This window comes from Pseudotabrizicola algicola, from assembly GCF_010915705.1.
Taxonomy (GTDB): domain Bacteria; phylum Pseudomonadota; class Alphaproteobacteria; order Rhodobacterales; family Rhodobacteraceae; genus Pseudotabrizicola; species Pseudotabrizicola algicola.
On record NZ_JAAIKE010000005.1, the window covers coordinates 55,014 to 71,053 of the forward strand.

At 67.3% G+C, this 16,040-nt stretch carries 15 protein-coding genes; 4 read left to right on the forward strand and 11 right to left on the reverse strand.

Going from position 1 to position 16,040, the window contains the following annotated elements:
- Positions 1–50: 50 nt before the first annotated feature.
- Complete coding sequence (locus G3572_RS15000) at positions 51–1,034, forward strand: DUF2125 domain-containing protein (RefSeq protein ID WP_164613340.1); 984 nt, start codon at positions 51–53, stop codon at positions 1,032–1,034.
- On the opposite strand, the gene G3572_RS15005 is transcribed toward G3572_RS15000, so the two are convergent.
- From G3572_RS15005 to G3572_RS15030, 6 genes are all read right to left on the reverse strand, one after another.
- Positions 1,031–1,969 (reverse strand): extensin-like domain-containing protein, encoded by a 939-nt coding sequence (locus G3572_RS15005; protein ID WP_164613780.1) that lies wholly within the window; start codon positions 1,967–1,969, stop codon positions 1,031–1,033. The two genes, G3572_RS15000 and G3572_RS15005, sit on opposite strands and share 4 nt — an antisense overlap.
- On the reverse strand, positions 1,969–2,904 hold the full coding sequence (locus G3572_RS15010; protein WP_164613343.1) for a prephenate/arogenate dehydrogenase family protein: 936 nt from the start codon (positions 2,902–2,904) through the stop codon (positions 1,969–1,971). The genes G3572_RS15005 and G3572_RS15010 overlap by 1 nt, the downstream gene beginning before the upstream one ends.
- Complete coding sequence (gene hisC, locus G3572_RS15015) at positions 2,901–3,986, reverse strand: histidinol-phosphate transaminase (RefSeq protein ID WP_164613345.1); 1,086 nt, start codon at positions 3,984–3,986, stop codon at positions 2,901–2,903. Before hisC ends, G3572_RS15010 begins: the two co-directional genes overlap by 4 nt.
- A gap of 174 nt (positions 3,987–4,160) precedes the next feature.
- A complete protein-coding gene (gene rpsD, locus G3572_RS15020; protein WP_164613354.1) occupies positions 4,161–4,781 on the reverse strand; it encodes a 30S ribosomal protein S4 in 621 nt (206 codons plus the stop codon).
- 314 nt (positions 4,782–5,095) lie between these two features.
- Entirely contained in the window at positions 5,096–6,019 is a 924-nt protein-coding gene (locus tag G3572_RS15025; RefSeq protein WP_354004050.1) for a Hint domain-containing protein, read from the reverse strand.
- A 306-nt stretch (positions 6,020–6,325) separates the two neighbouring features.
- Positions 6,326–7,336 (reverse strand): GlxA family transcriptional regulator, encoded by a 1,011-nt coding sequence (locus G3572_RS15030; protein WP_164613358.1) that lies wholly within the window; start codon positions 7,334–7,336, stop codon positions 6,326–6,328.
- Between the two features lie 140 nt (positions 7,337–7,476).
- On the opposite strand from G3572_RS15030, the gene G3572_RS15035 reads away from it, so the two are divergent.
- A complete protein-coding gene (locus tag G3572_RS15035) occupies positions 7,477–8,565 on the forward strand; it encodes a GNAT family N-acetyltransferase (protein WP_164613360.1) in 1,089 nt (362 codons plus the stop codon).
- Here the strand turns inward: G3572_RS15035 and G3572_RS15040 are convergent.
- From G3572_RS15040 to G3572_RS15060, 5 genes are read right to left on the reverse strand one after another with little or no spacing between them, the layout of a single operon-like run.
- Positions 8,562–9,680, reverse strand: coding sequence for an ATP-grasp domain-containing protein (locus G3572_RS15040; protein ID WP_240335575.1), 1,119 nt, complete (start codon positions 9,678–9,680; stop codon positions 8,562–8,564). The genes G3572_RS15035 and G3572_RS15040 overlap by 4 nt on opposite strands.
- A complete protein-coding gene (locus tag G3572_RS15045) occupies positions 9,670–10,884 on the reverse strand; it encodes a CoF synthetase (protein ID WP_354004051.1) in 1,215 nt (404 codons plus the stop codon). The genes G3572_RS15040 and G3572_RS15045 overlap by 11 nt, the downstream gene beginning before the upstream one ends.
- Positions 10,881–11,702 carry an MBL fold metallo-hydrolase gene (locus G3572_RS15050; protein ID WP_164613362.1) on the reverse strand — a complete coding sequence of 274 codons (822 nt, stop codon included), beginning with the start codon at positions 11,700–11,702 and terminating at the stop codon, positions 10,881–10,883. Before G3572_RS15050 ends, G3572_RS15045 begins: the two co-directional genes overlap by 4 nt.
- Entirely contained in the window at positions 11,702–12,649 is a 948-nt protein-coding gene (locus G3572_RS15055; RefSeq protein ID WP_164613364.1) for an NAD-dependent epimerase/dehydratase family protein, read from the reverse strand. Before G3572_RS15055 ends, G3572_RS15050 begins: the two co-directional genes overlap by 1 nt.
- The gene (locus tag G3572_RS15060) at positions 12,650–13,621 is read right to left on the reverse strand and encodes a 3-oxoacyl-[acyl-carrier-protein] synthase III C-terminal domain-containing protein (RefSeq protein WP_164613366.1); all 972 of its coding nucleotides are present in this window, start codon (positions 13,619–13,621) and stop codon (positions 12,650–12,652) included. It abuts the gene before it with no gap.
- A 203-nt stretch (positions 13,622–13,824) separates the two neighbouring features.
- On the opposite strand from G3572_RS15060, the gene G3572_RS15065 reads away from it, so the two are divergent.
- Both G3572_RS15065 and G3572_RS15070 read left to right on the forward strand, forming a co-directional pair.
- Complete coding sequence (locus G3572_RS15065; protein WP_164613368.1) at positions 13,825–14,733, forward strand: sugar kinase; 909 nt, start codon at positions 13,825–13,827, stop codon at positions 14,731–14,733.
- A gap of 262 nt (positions 14,734–14,995) precedes the next feature.
- Positions 14,996–16,003 carry an ABC transporter substrate-binding protein gene (locus tag G3572_RS15070; protein ID WP_164613370.1) on the forward strand — a complete coding sequence of 336 codons (1,008 nt, stop codon included), beginning with the start codon at positions 14,996–14,998 and terminating at the stop codon, positions 16,001–16,003.
- The last annotated feature ends 37 nt before the right edge of the window (positions 16,004–16,040 follow it).

Below are 16,040 nucleotides of genomic sequence, written 5' to 3' on the forward strand. Positions count from 1 at the left end.
TCCGCCTGCGCAGCCTCTAAACAACACGGGCGAATGAAAGAAAAGGGCCGATGATGCGCGTATTGCTTTGGGTTGCCACGCTTTTGGTGGCACTTTGGTCGGGTTACTGGTTCGTGGGCAAGGCATGGGTTGAACGTCAGTTTGCCATCCTGTTGCAAACGGCACCGCAGCAGGGGTTCCTCTTGTCCGAATCCGGCTATTCCGTCGCGGGCTTTCCCAACCGCTTTGACCTGACGGTGACCGAACCGCGCGCCAAAGACCTGCGCAGCGAGATCCAGTGGGAGGCCCCCTTCGTCCAGGTGTTCTCGCTCAGCTACAGCCCGTGGCATGTCATCGCGGCCTTTGCGCCCGAACAGATGCTGCGCACCCCTGCCGAAGACATCACGCTGCAAAACGGCAAACTGCAGGGCAGCCTTGTGGTCAAACCCGGATCGGCCCTGACTCTGGACCGCGCGACACTGGTCGGAGATGCGGTGCGGGCCGAGTCGAGCCTTGGCTGGACGCTTGCCGCCGAAACCCTGCGCCTTGCCGTCCGCACCGATCCCAGCCGCACCAATGCCTATGACCTCGGGCTGGAACTGCTTGGCCTTGCTCCCGATCCGGCCCTTGCCGCACGCCTGCCGGACTTGCCGCCGCAGATCAGCGTCGCGCGGTTGGATGCCAATGCCACCCTCACCGCCCCGCTCGATCTGGTGCTGACCGACATCCGCCCCGAACTAGCCGCCCTGACCATCAAGGAGGCGCTGTTGACATGGGGGGGCCTGTCCATTCTGGCCAAGGGTGATCTACAGGTTCAGGATGGCCTGCCCGAAGGTCGTGTTACCGTCCGCGTGAACGGCTGGCGCAATCTGGTGACGCTGGCGACCTCGACGGGCCTGATCCGGCCCGACCTCGCCCCGATGATGCAAAACATGATGCAGGCGCTCGCCAGCAGTTCGGGCGACCCCGATGTGCTGGAAATGCCGCTGACCTTCCGCAATGGCCAGATGCTGCTTGGCCTGTTGCCGCTTGGCCCCGCGCCGCGTCTGAACTAGCGGCAATAGGTGCTGCCCCGCTGCGCCACGTCAAAATGCAGATGGTCCTCATGCATCCCGTCTGAACCGGGGCCAAGGGTCGTCTTGAAGATGCCGCAGGCCGCCTTGTGCGCTTTTCGCATGGTCTTGTCGAAATTGCGCAGGACAGAAACCGTCTTTCCGTTCGAAAAGGTAAAGCCAGAGATGTCAATCGCCCGCCCCCGCGCGTGCTCGCTCAGGCGCGCCCCGCTGCGATGGTTCTGGGTGCGGCACACATAACTGCCCGCCACCTGCAACTGCACCACCTTGCCCTTGCCATAGGCAGGCTCCAGCCCGCGCTCCACCCATGTCTTCAGTGCGCGCGCGGTGTCGCAATCGACCGTGGCGGCCTGGCTGAGCCTCACCCCCGCCACGCTGGTGATGCGCACAGGGTCCGGCACCCCGCATCCCTTCACCCGCGAGGTGATGGGGGCCAGAGCCTCGCCCATGATCGACGGATCACCGCAGACTGCCCCCTTCCTCGAAACAACGCCCTGCTTGCCGGGCGCGACGGGGGCCAAGGTGGCGGAAACCAGTTGCTTGTCCACCAGATCGCCGGGCCGCTTGTTCGGGCGCAGCATCCCGAAGAGCCCCTTTTTTTCCACGGGCACAGGGGCAGAGGCGGTCGCCATCACCACCTGCGCCGCCGCCGCCGGTGCTGCTTGGGCGGGCGCGGAAGCAGCGGCGACGGGCGCAGGCGCCAGGGCGGCAACGGTCACAGGGCGCGGCACCGGCCGCAAAGAGCGCGCAAGGCCCGGCAGGCCAGCAACCTCTGCCGTCAGCCCCAGCACCTGCGGATCGGCAATCGCAACCATACCGGGGCGCGGCATGGGCCGGGGTGAGCTTGACGGCGCATCCGCAAGGGCGGCTCCTGCCAAAGCCCAAAACACAGCGCCCGTCACCACCCCCCGCAGCATCACGTCTTGCCCTCTCCCCCACCCAACGGGACACGCCCGAAATCTGGTGCAGAAGTATCCTGACCCGCTTCGATAATGCCACGCCGGATTGCGCGGGTGCGGGTGAAATAGGCGTGAAGATGCTCACCGTCGCCCATGCGGATGGCGCGCTGCAGCACGAACAGCTCTTCGGTAAAGCGGCCAAGGATATCCAGCACGGCATCCTTGTTGGTCAGGAACACGTCGCGCCACATCACCGGGTCACTGGCCGCAATCCGCGTCAGGTCGCGGAACCCGCCTGCCGAATACTTGATGACCTCGGAATTGGACACCCGCCGCATATGCTCGGCCACGCCCACCATCGTATAGGCAATCAGGTGCGGCGTATGGCTGGTCACGGCCAGCACCAGATCGTGGTGCGCCACATCCATTTCGTCCACATTGGCACCCATGCCCTCGCACAGACCCCGCAGGCGCGCCACCGCATCGCGGTCCGCCCCGTCCAGCGGGGTCAGCAGCCACCAGCGGTTGCGGAACAGCGTGGCAAAGCCCGAGCGTGGCCCGGAATGCTCCGTCCCCGCAATCGGATGGCCCGGAATGAAATGCACGCCTTGCGGCATATGGGGGGCCACCGCCTCCACCACCGCGCCCTTGACCGACCCGACATCCGTCACCGTAGCGCCCGCCGCCAGATGCGGCCCGATCTCGGCGGCGATCTCGCCCATTGCCCCTACCGGCACGCACAGCACCACCAGATCGGCGCCCTGCACCGCCTCTGCCGCCGTGGCATACACCCGCTCGCACAAGCCGATCTCCAGCGCGATCTTCCGGCTCTCGGCCGATTTGGCATGGCCCACGATTTCATCGGCCAGCCCGAACTGGCGCATCGCATGTGCCATGGACGAGGCGATAAGCCCCAGCCCGATCAGCGCCACCCGCTTGTAAGCTGCGGTCATTTCAACCCCTTGAACTGCCCCACAGCATGCGCAACGCGCCGGCACCCCGCTTCATCCCCCACCGTGATGCGCAGGCAATGCGGCAGCTTGTAGGCTGCCACACGGCGCACGATCAGCCCTTGCGATTGCAGGAACGTGTCACAGGCCTCCGCCTCCTCTACCGAGGCAAAACGCGCGAGCACGAAATTCGCCATGCTGGTGTCCGAAGGCACCCCCACCTCGGCCAAGGCCTCGGCCAGCCAGTGCCGCATCCGCGCATTCTCGGCGCGGCACTTGTTCACCCAGTCCTGATCGCGCACCGCGGCCTCGGCCACCTCAAGCTGCGTGGTCGACAGGTTGAACGGCCCGCGAATGCGGTTCAGCACGTCCACAATGTGCCGTGGCCCATAGCCCCAGCCGATCCGCAAACCGCCTAGGCCGTAGATCTTGGAAAAGGTGCGCGTCATGAACACGTTGTCACGCGTCGTCGCCAGCCCCGCCCCCCCGTCATAGCCATCGACATATTCCGCATAGGCCCCGTCGATCACCAGAATGGCCTGCGGCGGCAGACCCGCCGCCAGCCGCTCCATCTCGGCCGGAGAGATCATGGTGCCGGTCGGATTGTTCGGATTGGCGATGAAGACCAGCTTGGTGCGCTTGTTGCAGGCGCGCAGGATCGCGTCCACATCGGTCATCCGCTCGCGCTCGCTCACCTCCACCGGGGTGGCCCCGACCGAAAGCGCCGAAATGCGGTACATCAGGAAACCGTGCTCGGTGAACACCACCTCGTCCTTGGGCCCGGCATAGGCCTGGCACAGAAAGGTGATGATCTCGTCCGAACCGACCCCGCAGATGATCCGCTCTGGGTCCAGCCCGTGCACCTCTCCGATCGCCTGCCGCAGGGCCGCGTGATCGGTGCCCGGATAGCGGTGCAGCGTATGGACCGTCTTGCTGAACACATCCTTCGCACGGTCCCCGGGGCCGAACGGATTCTCGTTCGACGACAGTTTCAGCGCATTCGACACACCGGCCAGATGTGCCTTGCCGCCTTCGTAAAGCGCTATGTCCAGAATACCGGGCTGCGGGCGGATGGTGTCGTGCATAGTGGCCTCCAAGTCACCCGGCGGTTCTAGCGGGCGAGGGGCGGTTAGACCAGTGCGATTATAGGGCGCAGCCGCCGCAATCGCACGGGTCTCCCCCGTTTCAAGCCACCCGCCCCCCGCCCAAGCAAAAAGGCCGCCCCGAGGGACGGCCTTTTCCGCAACAAGAACGAAAGATCAGTTCTTCGCGTAATATTCGACGACGAGGTTCGGCTCCATCACGACCGGATAGGGCACATCGCCAAGCGCAGGGGTGCGCACGAAGGTCACAACCATCTTGTTGTGGTCAACTTCCAGATAGTCGGGAACGTCACGCTCGGTCGACTGCACGGCTTCCAGAATGATCGCCAGTTGACGCGACTTCTCGCGCACAGAGATCACATCGCCCTCTTTCACGCGGTAAGACGCGATGTTCACGCGCGATCCGTTCACCAGCACATGGCCGTGGTTCACGAACTGGCGGGCGGCGAAAATGGTCGGCACCAGCTTGGCGCGGTAAACCACCGCATCCAGACGGCGCTCCAGCAGGCCGATCAGCATCTCGCCGGTGTCGCCGCGCACACGCTCGGCTTCGCCATAGATCTTGCGGAACTGCTTTTCGGTCAGGTCACCGTAGTAACCCTTCAGCTTCTGCTTGGCACGCAGCTGGGTGCCGAAATCCGACAGCTTGTTCTTGCGGCGCTGGCCGTGCTGGCCCGGGCCGTATTCACGCTTGTTGACCGGCGACTTGGCGCGGCCCCAGATGTTCTCGCCCATGCGGCGGTCGATTTTATACTTGGCAGACGTGCGTTTGGTCACGGCTGATCTCCTTCGTCAGATATGAAGGGCGTTGTCCTTGTGCCCCGCCTTCGAAAAGGCTTCGGCCCGACAGGCATCCCCTTGCGGGGTCCACCAACACCAATGAAAAGCCCCGGAGGTTTCCCGCCGGGACGTGGCGCGCTTATACGCCCGCAAAACCCAGAGTCAACAACCCCCCGCCGACAATCCCGGCCAAGCGCTCATTTTCTGTCCACAAATATCCTCGGGGGGAACCGCCGCAGGCGGTGGGGGGGCAGACAGCCCCCCGCATCCGCAGCCACAGATGCCGCCGCCGGGTCTTTTTTCCCGCGCGCTCAGGCCGCCAGATCATGCCGCAGGATGGCCACTTCCGAAGACGACAGGTTGCGCCGCGCATAATCGCCATAGCTCGCCGGATTGACCGAAACATCGGGCAAGATCGCCAGCAGGGCCTCGCGCTGCGAGGGCTCGATGGTGTCCATCGCCGTGTTCGACGGGTGAAAGCTCTCCGTCTCCATCCCGTTGGCCCAGATGATGTTGTGCCGGTCCAGAAGGATATGGATATAGGTCACCTCGCGCAGCGCATGATCGACGCAGATCGACACGTCATTGAGCAGGTCCTCGGCCTTGACCAGCACCTCCTCGGTGTTGAACAGCGACCGTGCCGCCGGTCCGTTCAGCACCATCCGGTGCTGGGGGGACACCACCAGATCCTCGTCCGGGCGGTCGATCCCCAGCGCACCCGCCCGAAAGCGGATCGGACGCAGATGGGGCATCGCGTAAAGCCGTGCGCCGCTCATCCGCCGACTGCCGGTCCACAAGATATCCTGCGCACCATTGTCCTTGGTCAGGATACGATCACCCGGCCGCAGGTCTTGGATCAGCCGCGCGCCGGTGGGCGTGGCGATGCGCGTGTTGGGGGTGAAACAGATCACACCCCCCGCCACCTTGGCGCCGGCCCCCGAATGGGTGCGGTCGATCGCGGTGCGCACCACCCAAAGGTCTTGCCCCGGCGGCGGCAGATCGCCCACGAACATCAACAGCCGCGCCCCTGTATCGGGAACCGGCAGAATGGTGACAGACCAGCTCTGGTGGCCGTCTGTCACGATGAACCCCTGATCGGGGGCGTCTTCCTCTTCCTGTTCCGTCTCAGGCGCGCTTGCCTCGCCTGTCACGGCAACGCCGATCAGACGGCGCACCATCTTGGCTGCGCGTCTGCGAATGTCCGCAACCCCCTCGGCCCCTTCCAGCAGAAGCATACCCCCGTGACCGTCCACACGCACAGGCTGTCCCGCCCAGCGCCACGAGGCACCGACAGCAAGAACATCAAGCGGCGCGGCGCTCAGGCCGTCTATCTCTGTCTGTGACCAGGAAATTACGAACGTGCCTCTCGAGCCCGTTCCCATGCCTGTCCCTTTTTAGTCTGCTCGTTTTTTTATTGTGTTAACTCTAACAAGCACTTCGCCGCTTGGCTATTGCAAAACAGCAACAATTCAGGGGACTGTTTAGGATTATTTCCAGCTCGCGATCAATTCACACAACCCTGACGGGAAACATCCTCTGGGTTACTTGCCGAAATGGGAAAACCTATAAGGCGAGACGCCGTATTTAATCCTGAACGATTTGGAAAAATGCGAACTGCTGGCATAGCCGCAGGCAATCGCGACCTCGGTCACGCTCATATCGGTTTCCGCCAGCAGCGCGCGGCCATGCTGCAACCGCAGGTCGTTCATGTAGCGCACCGGGGTCACCCCCATGTAACGGCTGAACAGCCGCTCGATCTGCCGCCGCGACAGGCCCAGTTGCGCGGCGCAGGCGTCCAGATCGAAGGGCTCCTCGATCCGCGCCTCCAGAAAGGCCACCGCCTCGATCAGCTTTTCATGCCGCGTGCCCAGACGCGCCGCCAGCGAGGTCATCTGCTCGTCGCTCTGCTTGCGCCGCTGGGTCAGCAGGCACATGTTCATCACCTCCTGACTGAGGGTGATGCCAAAGCGCTCGTGGATGATCTCCAGCATCAGGTCCGCCGCAGCGACCCCGCCCGCGCAGGTGACGATTCGGTCATCGATGCAATAGACCTGCCGCGCGGCACTGAGGTCAGGATAGGTCTCGCCGAACCCCGTCAGGTTCTCCCAATGCAGGGTGAACCGCCGCCCCTTCAGGATGCCCGCCCGCGCCAGCGCATAGGCCCCGGTGCACAGCCCGCCCACCACGCGCCCGCGCCGCCACAGCCCGCGCAGCCAGTCGGCCAAGGCCGCGCTGCCCTGCAATTCCGGCTCCACGCCCGAGCAGACAAGCACCACGCCGTCAGGCTGCACCGTGCCGAACGCCCGATCCACCATCACCGGCACCCCGTTCGAACAGGCCACCGGCTGCCCGTCAGAGGACAGCACCTGCCAACGGAACAGCGCCTGACCTGTCAGCTGGTTGGCAATCCGCAGCGGCTCGATCGCCGAGGCAAAGGCCAGCATGGTGAACTTGGGCAGCAAGACAAAGCTGACCTCGACAGGGCTTGCCACGGGGGGCAATTCGACATGGGCCACACCCTTTGCAATATAGCGCGCCGCATCATCCGTCATGGCCAGCCCCCCAAAGTTCACCGCTCTTTGGCATGCGATCTTGCCTTAGGCCATAACGCACAAACCCCTTTCGCAAAAGCCCGCGCCTTTTGCCCGGCACGGTTGTGAAACATCAGACAGTGTGGCACGCAATTCAGACCATGCCCCCGTCAAACGCCCAAGCCTTCATCACTCTATGGACCAAGGGCAGCGCCCAGCTTGTCGCAAACCTGCGCGCAAGGGTGGAACTGGTGCAGGCGGGCGGGGAAATGCTGCCCGTCACGCTCTGCGACGCCCGCGACCGGCCCAACTGCTACCTGTGCCAGCCCTCGACCGCCTATATCGACTATGGCATCGAAGAGACGCGGCATTTCACGCATTCCCCCCTCCTGCGCCGCACGCTCTCGGGCCTGCTGCGCGGCGCGGCCCCGCTTTTGCGCGCCAGCGGGCTGGACCATCAGGCACAGGTCAACAACTGGCTTCTGGCCACCAATCCGCCGCCCCCCACGGGCGTCCTGCCCGCGATGCAGGCGCTCGCCCGCCGCCATCCGGACCGCGCCATCCTGCTGCGCTCGCTCAACGATGCCACCGATGCCCCGCTGCTGGCGGCGCTGCGGGCGGCGGGCGTTGAGCTTTTGCCCGCGCGGCAGGTGTGGATATGGCATCCCCGCCCCGCCACGCAGGGCAAGCCGCCGTCCTTGCCGCGCGACCGCCGCCGCGATGCCGCCCTGTTGGCGGACGGACAGTTTGACCTGCACCCCGGCGCAGCCTTTACCCCGCAGGATTATGCAACGGCGGCAGATCTTTACGCCCGGCTCTACCTGCAGAAATACACTCCGCTGAACCCGCATTACACCCCCGCTTTCCTGCAGGGCATGGCGCAGACGGGCCTGATGCGGCTGACGGGGCTTCAGGCAAATGGCGCGCTTCTGGGCGTCATCGGCACCGTCGCGCTTGGCGGCATGCTCACCGCGCCCGTCGTCGGCTACCGCACCGACCTGCCGCAATCGCTCGGCCTCTACCGCCGCCTCCTCGCCCTTGCGATGGCCGAGGCCGAACAGGCACAGATCCCGTTCCACATGTCGGCAGGCGCGGCCAGCTTCAAGCGCAACCGCGGCGCCAAGCCCGCCATCGAATACACCGCCGCCCTCGTCTCGCACCTGCCCACGCGCAACCGCATCGCCACCGCCATCCTTGCGGGCCTGCTGACCCGAATCGGCGTGCCGATCATGCGCAGATACGGCCTCTAGCCGTTCCACTCGATATCGGCGGTCGAGGCGGCCTGCAGCCCCTGCCCCCGCCGCAGGGCAATCGCGCCGATCTCGGCCACCGCACGCAGTTGCGCGCCAAGACCCACCCGTGCGCCCTCCCATGCCAGCGCCTCCTCCGCCCGCGCCAGATCGGCGCGAAAACCGGCCCTGCGCCAAGCGCCGTAAAGCCACAGCGCCAGCCGCACTGCCTGCGGGCGCGCGCTCCCGGGCACCAGAACCGGCCCGCTCCCCGCCAGCGCCGCCGCCAGCGCCTCCGCATCGCGCATCAGGTGCAGGCCACTCGTCGCGCGCGGGTTGCACTCGATGGGGGCCACGCCCGCCGCAGTCTCGATCAGGTCAAAGGAAAGCTGCCCCGTCCACCCCGTCGCCGCCGCAAAGGCGCGGACAAAGCCCAGCGCCGGCGCGGGATCGACCGGCTGAAAGTAAATCCCCGCGCCCTGCCCTGCCCGATAGAGCGGATGATAGACCGCCAGCGCCGTCACCTTCCCCGCAACCGCAATGGCATAGGCGCACACCTCCCGCCCCGCGAGAAACTCCTGCGCCACCCAAGGGTCACGCGCCGATGGCCGCAGCCGCGCCACCTGCGCAGGCGAGGGGCGCACCAGAGTGCGCGTGGCAAAACGCGAAAAAGCGGGCTTCAGCACCAAGCCCGAAGGATCGGGCAGATCCGCCAGATCGTCCGCGCACATCAGCCGCCGCGTCTGCGGCACATGCGGCCAGACCTGCGCACACAGCGCGATGAACGCCCCCTTGTCATGCGCCTGCGCCAGCAGCGACATCGGCGGCGCAAACACCCGCACCCCCGCTGCCGCCAGATCGGGCGCAATCTGTGCCAGCCAGAACACTTCCTCACAGGTCGGCAGGATCAACCCGATCCCGTGTCGCGCACACAGCGCCAGCAGATCCCGCCGGAACCCGTCCAGATCAAAGGCCGGCGGCGCATGGCGCAGATAGCCGTCCGCAAAGCCGCGCCCGATGGGCCAGCGCAGGCTGTCGGCCAGATGCACCCGCCGCCCCGCCGCCCGCAAGGCCCAGGCCCAGTGCAGCGCCACGGGCGCGCGCGCACCTGTCACCATCACCGCCTCAGCCGCCATCGCGCACCACCCGCACCCGACGCAACTTGCGCGCATCGGGGCGCAGCGGCACCACCTCGGCCCGCACCGCCACCGCCACCCCGCGCGCGGCAAACAGCCCGCGCAAGGCGCACGCCGCCGCCTCCATCCCGGTTTCATCGGGCAAGCTCAGCACAACCACCCCGGCCCCCCGCTGCTCCAGCCGGAAATCGGTGATGCGCCGGTCGGCATCCAGCACCGCATTGCGCAGCACATCCGGCGTGATCTGCACATCGCCAAAGCGGAACACATCATCGGCCCGCCCCACCACCTCGTCTACCGCCAGCAGCGGGCTGCCGCAGGCACAGGGCCGATCCGACAGGCGCAGCAGATCGTTCATCCGGTATCGCGCCAATATCTGCGTGCGGCGGGTGAAACTGCTGATGACCGGAGAGACAAGATCACCCACCGGCTCGAACTCGAAGCGCACCACATCCTCGGCCAGATGCAGGCGGCCGTGGGCGCAACTGACCCCCAGCAACCCCTCGGTCGCCATGTAGATCTGCCCCAGGGTCACCCCGAACCCCGCCTCGATCGCCGCGCGGTCGGGCGGGTCCAGCGTTTCTGCCGCCGCAAACACCCGTTCGGGCCGGACGCCACCTTGCGCCGCCAGCCAGACCAGAACCTTGGGCGGCGCCACGATCACCGTGGGGTTCGCGCGCCGCACCTCCTCGGCCCAGACGGCCCAATCCCCGTTCAGATCGTGAAAGCTTAGCCGCAGCATCCGGCTTTGCGCCGCGCTGTCATAAAGCGCGGTGTGCAAGGGCAGGATCACCGCCACGCGGTGCCGCCTGCGCCAGACATCGGGCAGCGCCTTGGCCAGCATCACGCCCAGCCACTGGAACCGCTCGGCCTCGGAAATCACGAACAGCCCGCGGTTGCCGCTGGTGCCGGTGCTGGCCCCCACCGTGAACCTGCCGATCCGCCGCGATCCGGCAAAGGCCGCCCAGCCCTGCTCGGCCGTGATCCCCGCGCGGTTGAAGGCGGCGAAATCCGCCATCAGCACCGCTTTGTCCACCACCGGCAGGTCCTGCCGTCCGGCATAGAACGCAACCCTTGGCACATCGCGCCGCCGCCAGCGCGCATAGACCTTGTCCTGCCAGCGCAGGAAATCCGCACGCGCGCGCCGCCGCGACACCCAGAGCGTGCGCACAAAGGCCAGCAGCGCCAGCGCCCGCAGACTCACGGCAAACCTGCCTCGGGCAGATCAAAGGCGGTCGGCTCCGGATCATGGCACAGCATCACCTGCCCCCCCGCCGCCTGCCACCCCGCCGCCAGCGCCGCACTGCGCGCCGCCGCCGTCCGGTCCTCCAGCACCAGACGCAAGGGCAGCCCCGGTGCCTGCGCCTCCGCAAGTCCCTCCCGCAGCCATGCGGCATCACAGGCATAGAGCAATCCCGCCTCCGCAAAGGCGATCCCGAAATGCCCCGCCGCATGGCCCGGCAACTCCACCACCACGCAAGACCCGTCGCCGAACAGGTCCGCCCCTTCGCCCAGACCAAAAGGCAGCGCCACACGCGGCAATGTGGTCACGCAGGTCAGCCGCGCCTCCAGCCCCTGCGGGATCAGGTCCGGAAAGACCCCGTGCCGCTGGTTCACCAGATCATGCGCCGCCCGTATCCGCGCCAGCGTCGGCCCGTGGGCCACGATCCGCGCCATCGGAAACTCGGCCAGCCGCGCCACATGGTCGGCGTGAAAATGCGTGACGATCACCCCCGCCACATCGCGCGGGCGCAACCCCATCCGGTCCAGCACCGCATGCGGCGCCTGCGTCTCGCACAACCGATAGCGCAGCGCCGCCGCATAGGCCCGCAGCGCAAAACCGCGCCCCGGCGCGCTCAGCGCCTGCGGCCCGATGCCGGTGTCGATCAGCCAGACGCCCCGCACCGGATGCCGCAGCACCCCGTAACGCACCCGCAAATCCCGCCACCGCCACGCACCGCCCCTGCGCAGCACCGTCTCCGGCGCGGGCACAAAGCCGCTATTGGCGAACCCTATCTGCATCACGCCCCTCCGCCGAAGGTCCGGTTCAAACCGTCCTCGAAATCCACCACGGGCCGCCAGCCCAACTCCCGCCCCGCGCGCGAGATGTCGAGGGTCTGTGTATAGGCAAACAGCCCCACCCCATAGCGCGTCACGCGCGGCTCTGTCCCCGTCAGCGCGCCGCGCCATTCCATCGCCCGCGCCGCCGCCATCACCAGCGGCACCGGCAAGGCCCGCCAGCGCGGCACCACCCCGGCCCGCGCCGCCACCGCCCGCACCACCTCGCGGATCGGCAGCGCCACCCCGCCCGAGACGTGGAACACGCCGCCCGCATCCGAGCCAAGCGCCGCATGGATCGCCGCCACCACATCATCCACATGGGTCAGATCGGTCGCCGCCTGCCCGCCCCGCATCAGGGGCAGAGGCCCCGCCGCCATCGCCCGCAGCAGGCGCGGCAACAGTGCGCGGTCCCCCGCGCCATAAATCCCGCGCGGGCGCAGTACCACCGCCCCCGCCGCCAAGGCCAGCGCCTCGGACTCGGCCTTGGTCGCGGCATAGGCGTTCACCGGCGGCGGCAGCGCGGCATCCTCGCGCAGCCCGATCTGGTCGGCAAAGCGGAAGCAGACCGAGGGCGTCGAGATATGCACCACCCGCACGCCCCCCAGCCGCCGCGCCACCTCCAGCACCGTCTGCGTCGCCCCCACATTGCTGCGCCGGAACTCTGCCATTGCGCCCCAAGGGGCCGACAGCGCCGCCGCATGCACGATCGCACGCACCCCCGCCTGCTCCGCCGCACGCGTCAGCCTGTCCACGGCCCCCGCACCGGCAAGGTCGAGGGCCAGCGCCCCCACCTCGGCCGAGGCCTCTACACCCCGCCCCGTCGCCAGCACCGCCGAGCCCCTCGCGCGCAAATCCCGCACCAGCGCGCCGCCCAGAAACCCCGATGCCCCCGTGACCAGAACCGCCATCTAGAAATCCATCACCACACCGCCAAAGGAGACCCCCGCCGAGGTGCCCAGCATCAGCACCCGCGCCCCCGCTGGCACCCGTCCCGCCCGCCGCGCATGGTCCAGCGCAAAGGGGATCGAGGCGGCAATCTGGTTGCCCACCTCTGCCGCGATATCGACCACCTTCTCCGGCGCAAAGCCGCAGAGCCTTATCATGTGCTGCAAGGCCCCCGGGCTGGCCTGATGCGGCACCACCAGATCGATCTCCTCCCGCGTGACCCCAGCCTCGGCGAGCACCGCCTCGACGAAGGCACCGAAATGCTGCGCCGTCAGACGGAACAGCGCCCGCCCGTCCATGCGGAACCGCGCATGGGCCTCGAAGGCGGCGCGGTCCTGCGCGAAATCGAACCGCGTGCCGCCCGCGCCAATCTCGCAGGCCTCATAGCCGGACGGAAAGCTGCGAAACCGCGCGGCGCGCAGGCCCGCGCCCCGCGTCACCACCGCCGCCGCCGCCCCGTCGCCGAACAGCGCCGCGACCTCCGGCTGCGCCTCCCACGGCAAGGCCCGCGAGGCCACCTCGGCCGAAACGACCAGCGCCCGCGCATAGCGCCCCGTCGCCATCAACCCCTCGACCACCTCCAGCGCCGTCAGGAACGACAGGCAGGTGCTGTTGATGTCGAAACACGCCACCGCCCCGTCGGCCAGCCCCAGCCCGCGCTGGATCAGCGGCGCCGTGCTGGGCAGGGTCTGATACCCGATCCCGCAGGCCGAAACGATCAGGTCCATGTCCCCCGCCGCCATGCCCGCATCCGCCAGCGCCGCCCGCGCCGCGCCCAGCGCAAGGTCGATCTGGCTGCCCTCGGTCATCACATGCCGCCGCGCGACACCGCTTGCCGCAAGGGTCCAGCCCGCAGGCTTGCCCAACCGCGCATCGATCTGGTCGGCGCTCACCACCGTATGCGGCAGCGCCGATCCCGTCCCGATGATCCGCATCCCTCGCCTCCCCGCGCGCCCCTGATCCGCGCATACGCCCGCCGTTCGGCCCCGATCCGCGCAGACCGGCCCCGTGCAGCCCTGATACGCGCAATCGCGCCGCGCCTCAATCAGGCCCCGCGCGCCTCTGTCACCACGCGCGGTTGCAGCCCCGTCACCCCTCGGCTACGGTCACGCCGAAATCGGCAAAAGGACGCGCGCACATGTCACAATCCCTGCTCTGCCTTGGTGAATGCATGGTCGAACTCTCGCCCACCGCCGGAGGCGATTATACGCGGGGCTTTGCGGGCGACACCTTCAACACCGCATGGTATGCCCGCCGCCTCTTGCCCGCCGACTGGACCGTCGCCTATGGCACCTGCATCGGCACCGACGCCATCTCGGAAGAAATGGCCGCCTTCATCGCGGGCGAAGGCATCGACACCGCCACCCTGCGCCGCCTGCCCGACCGCACCGTGGGCCTCTACATGATCAGCCTGCGCAACGGCGAGCGCAGCTTTTCCTACTGGCGCGGCCAGTCGGCGGCCAGATGCCTTGCGGATGATCCCGACTGGCTGGCCGCCACCCTCCACGGGCGCAGCATCATCCACTTTTCGGCCATCACGCTCGCTATCCTCTCGCCGGACCAGCGGCGCACCTTCTGCGCCGCCCTCTCCCTCGCCCGCGCGAACGGCAGCCTGATCGCCTTCGACACCAACCTGCGCCCCCGCCTGTGGGAAAACGCCGACGCCATGCGGGCGGGCGTGATGCTGGGGGCCTCGGTCGCCGATATCGTGCTGCCCTCCTTCGACGAGGAAACCGGTCTCTGGGGAGACACCAGCACCGCCCAGACCGTCGAGCGCTATGCCAAGGCCGGTGCCACGCGCGTCGTGGTCAAGGATGGCGGCGGCCCTGTCACCCTGTGGTCCGCCGCCAATGGCAGCCGCCAGCACGCCCCAAGCCCGGTCAAGCACATCGTCGACACCACCGCAGCAGGCGACAGCTTTGCCGGCGGCTTTCTCGCCCATCTCGCGATGGGCCATGACGAAGACACCGCCGCCAAAGCCGCCATCGCCCTTGCCGCCGGTGTCATACAGGCGCGCGGCGCGCTGGTTCCCGGCCTTTTCGCCTGACCAGTCCCCCGCGCGCTTTCCCTCGGCGCCTCTGGAATACGCCCGCGCAAAGCCTGTCCCGCCATCCCGTCGGCGGGTCGATTAACCATGCGGCAGGCCAAGCCGAAGCCGATCCTTGCTTCGCATATTTTTTCATCTAAGCTGGCCGCAGTCGCCCAATTCCCGCCCACCCTCGCGCAATCCCGCATCAACCCGCCGCGCCGCCCTGTGACTCCCCCGTGCAAGTCTTACCGTCAAGAAAACCCCAACCGGAGTCTTCCCCATGATCCGTCCCGCCCTGTCCGGCTTTTTCACCGCCCTCTTGCTGACCCATGCGGCCCATGCCGAAACAGCCATGCCGTTTGCTCTGGACTGGAAGTTCGAGGGGCCTGCTGCTCCCTATTTCGTCGCACTCGACAAGGGTTATTTCGCTGCCGAGGGTCTGAGCGTGGAGATCACCGAAGGCGCGGGCTCGCTCGACGCCATTCCGAAAGTGGCCACTGGGGCCTTTCCGGTCGGCTTTGCCGATATCAACAGCCTGATGAAGTTCCTCGACCAGAACCCTGGTGCCCCCGTGGTCGCCGCGATGATGGTCTATGACAAACCGCCCTTCGCCGTGGTCGGCCGCAAATCGCTCGGCGTCAGCGCGCCGGCCGATCTGGCGGGCAAGGTGCTGGGCGCGCCGCCGCCCGACGGCGCCTGGGCACAGTTCCCGATCTTCGCCGCCGAGAACGGCATCGACATGGCCGCGCTCACCGTCGAACCCGTCGGCTTTCCGGTGCGCGAGCCGATGCTCGCCGAAGGCAAGGTCGCCGCTGTCACCGGCTTCAGCTTCACCTCCAGCCTCAACGTCAAGCGCCTCGGCGTGCCCGAAGATGACATCTCGGTCATCCTGATGGCCGATCACGGCGTTGCGCTCTACGGCAATGCGGTGATCGTGAACACCGACTTCGCCGCCGCCAATCCCGAGGCTGTCACCGGCTTCCTGCGCGCCGTGGCCAAGGGCTGGAAAGACACCGTGGCCGACCCCGACACCGCCATCGCCAGCCTGATGTCGCGCAACCCCGCCGCCGATCCCGCGCTGGAGACCGAGCGTCTGGCGCTGTCGATCCGCGACAACGTGATGACCGACTGGGTCATGGCCAATGGCATGGGCAACATCGACCCCGCGCGCATGGAAAAGGCGATCGAGCAGACAAAATCGGTCTATACCTTCACCAATGCGCCTGATGCGGCCCTGTATTTCAACCCCGCATGGCTGCCCACCGACGGCAGTCTGACCATGCAATAAGGCCCCGCCGCCCGAAGCATCCTTCGGGCGGCGCTCC

Coding starts and splice junctions, on each gene's coding strand:
- G3572_RS15055 (WP_164613364.1), bottom strand. CDS start 12,649: ATGGCGGTTCTGGTCACGGGGGCATCGGGGTTTCTGGGCGGCGCGCTG.
- G3572_RS15025 (WP_354004050.1), bottom strand. CDS start 6,019: ATGCTTCTGCTGGAAGGGGCCGAGGGGGTTGCGGACATTCGCAGACGC.
- G3572_RS15050 (WP_164613362.1), bottom strand. CDS start 11,702: ATGCAGATAGGGTTCGCCAATAGCGGCTTTGTGCCCGCGCCGGAGACG.
- G3572_RS15060 (WP_164613366.1), bottom strand. CDS start 13,621: ATGCGGATCATCGGGACGGGATCGGCGCTGCCGCATACGGTGGTGAGC.
- G3572_RS15040 (WP_240335575.1), bottom strand. CDS start 9,680: ATGGCGGCTGAGGCGGTGATGGTGACAGGTGCGCGCGCGCCCGTGGCG.
- G3572_RS15065 (WP_164613368.1), top strand. CDS start 13,825: ATGTCACAATCCCTGCTCTGCCTTGGTGAATGCATGGTCGAACTCTCG.
- G3572_RS15010 (WP_164613343.1), bottom strand. CDS start 2,904: ATGACCGCAGCTTACAAGCGGGTGGCGCTGATCGGGCTGGGGCTTATC.
- hisC (WP_164613345.1), bottom strand. CDS start 3,986: ATGCACGACACCATCCGCCCGCAGCCCGGTATTCTGGACATAGCGCTT.
- G3572_RS15000 (WP_164613340.1), top strand. CDS start 51: ATGATGCGCGTATTGCTTTGGGTTGCCACGCTTTTGGTGGCACTTTGG.
- G3572_RS15005 (WP_164613780.1), bottom strand. CDS start 1,969: ATGCTGCGGGGGGTGGTGACGGGCGCTGTGTTTTGGGCTTTGGCAGGA.
- G3572_RS15030 (WP_164613358.1), bottom strand. CDS start 7,336: ATGACGGATGATGCGGCGCGCTATATTGCAAAGGGTGTGGCCCATGTC.
- G3572_RS15070 (WP_164613370.1), top strand. CDS start 14,996: ATGATCCGTCCCGCCCTGTCCGGCTTTTTCACCGCCCTCTTGCTGACC.
- G3572_RS15035 (WP_164613360.1), top strand. CDS start 7,477: ATGCCCCCGTCAAACGCCCAAGCCTTCATCACTCTATGGACCAAGGGC.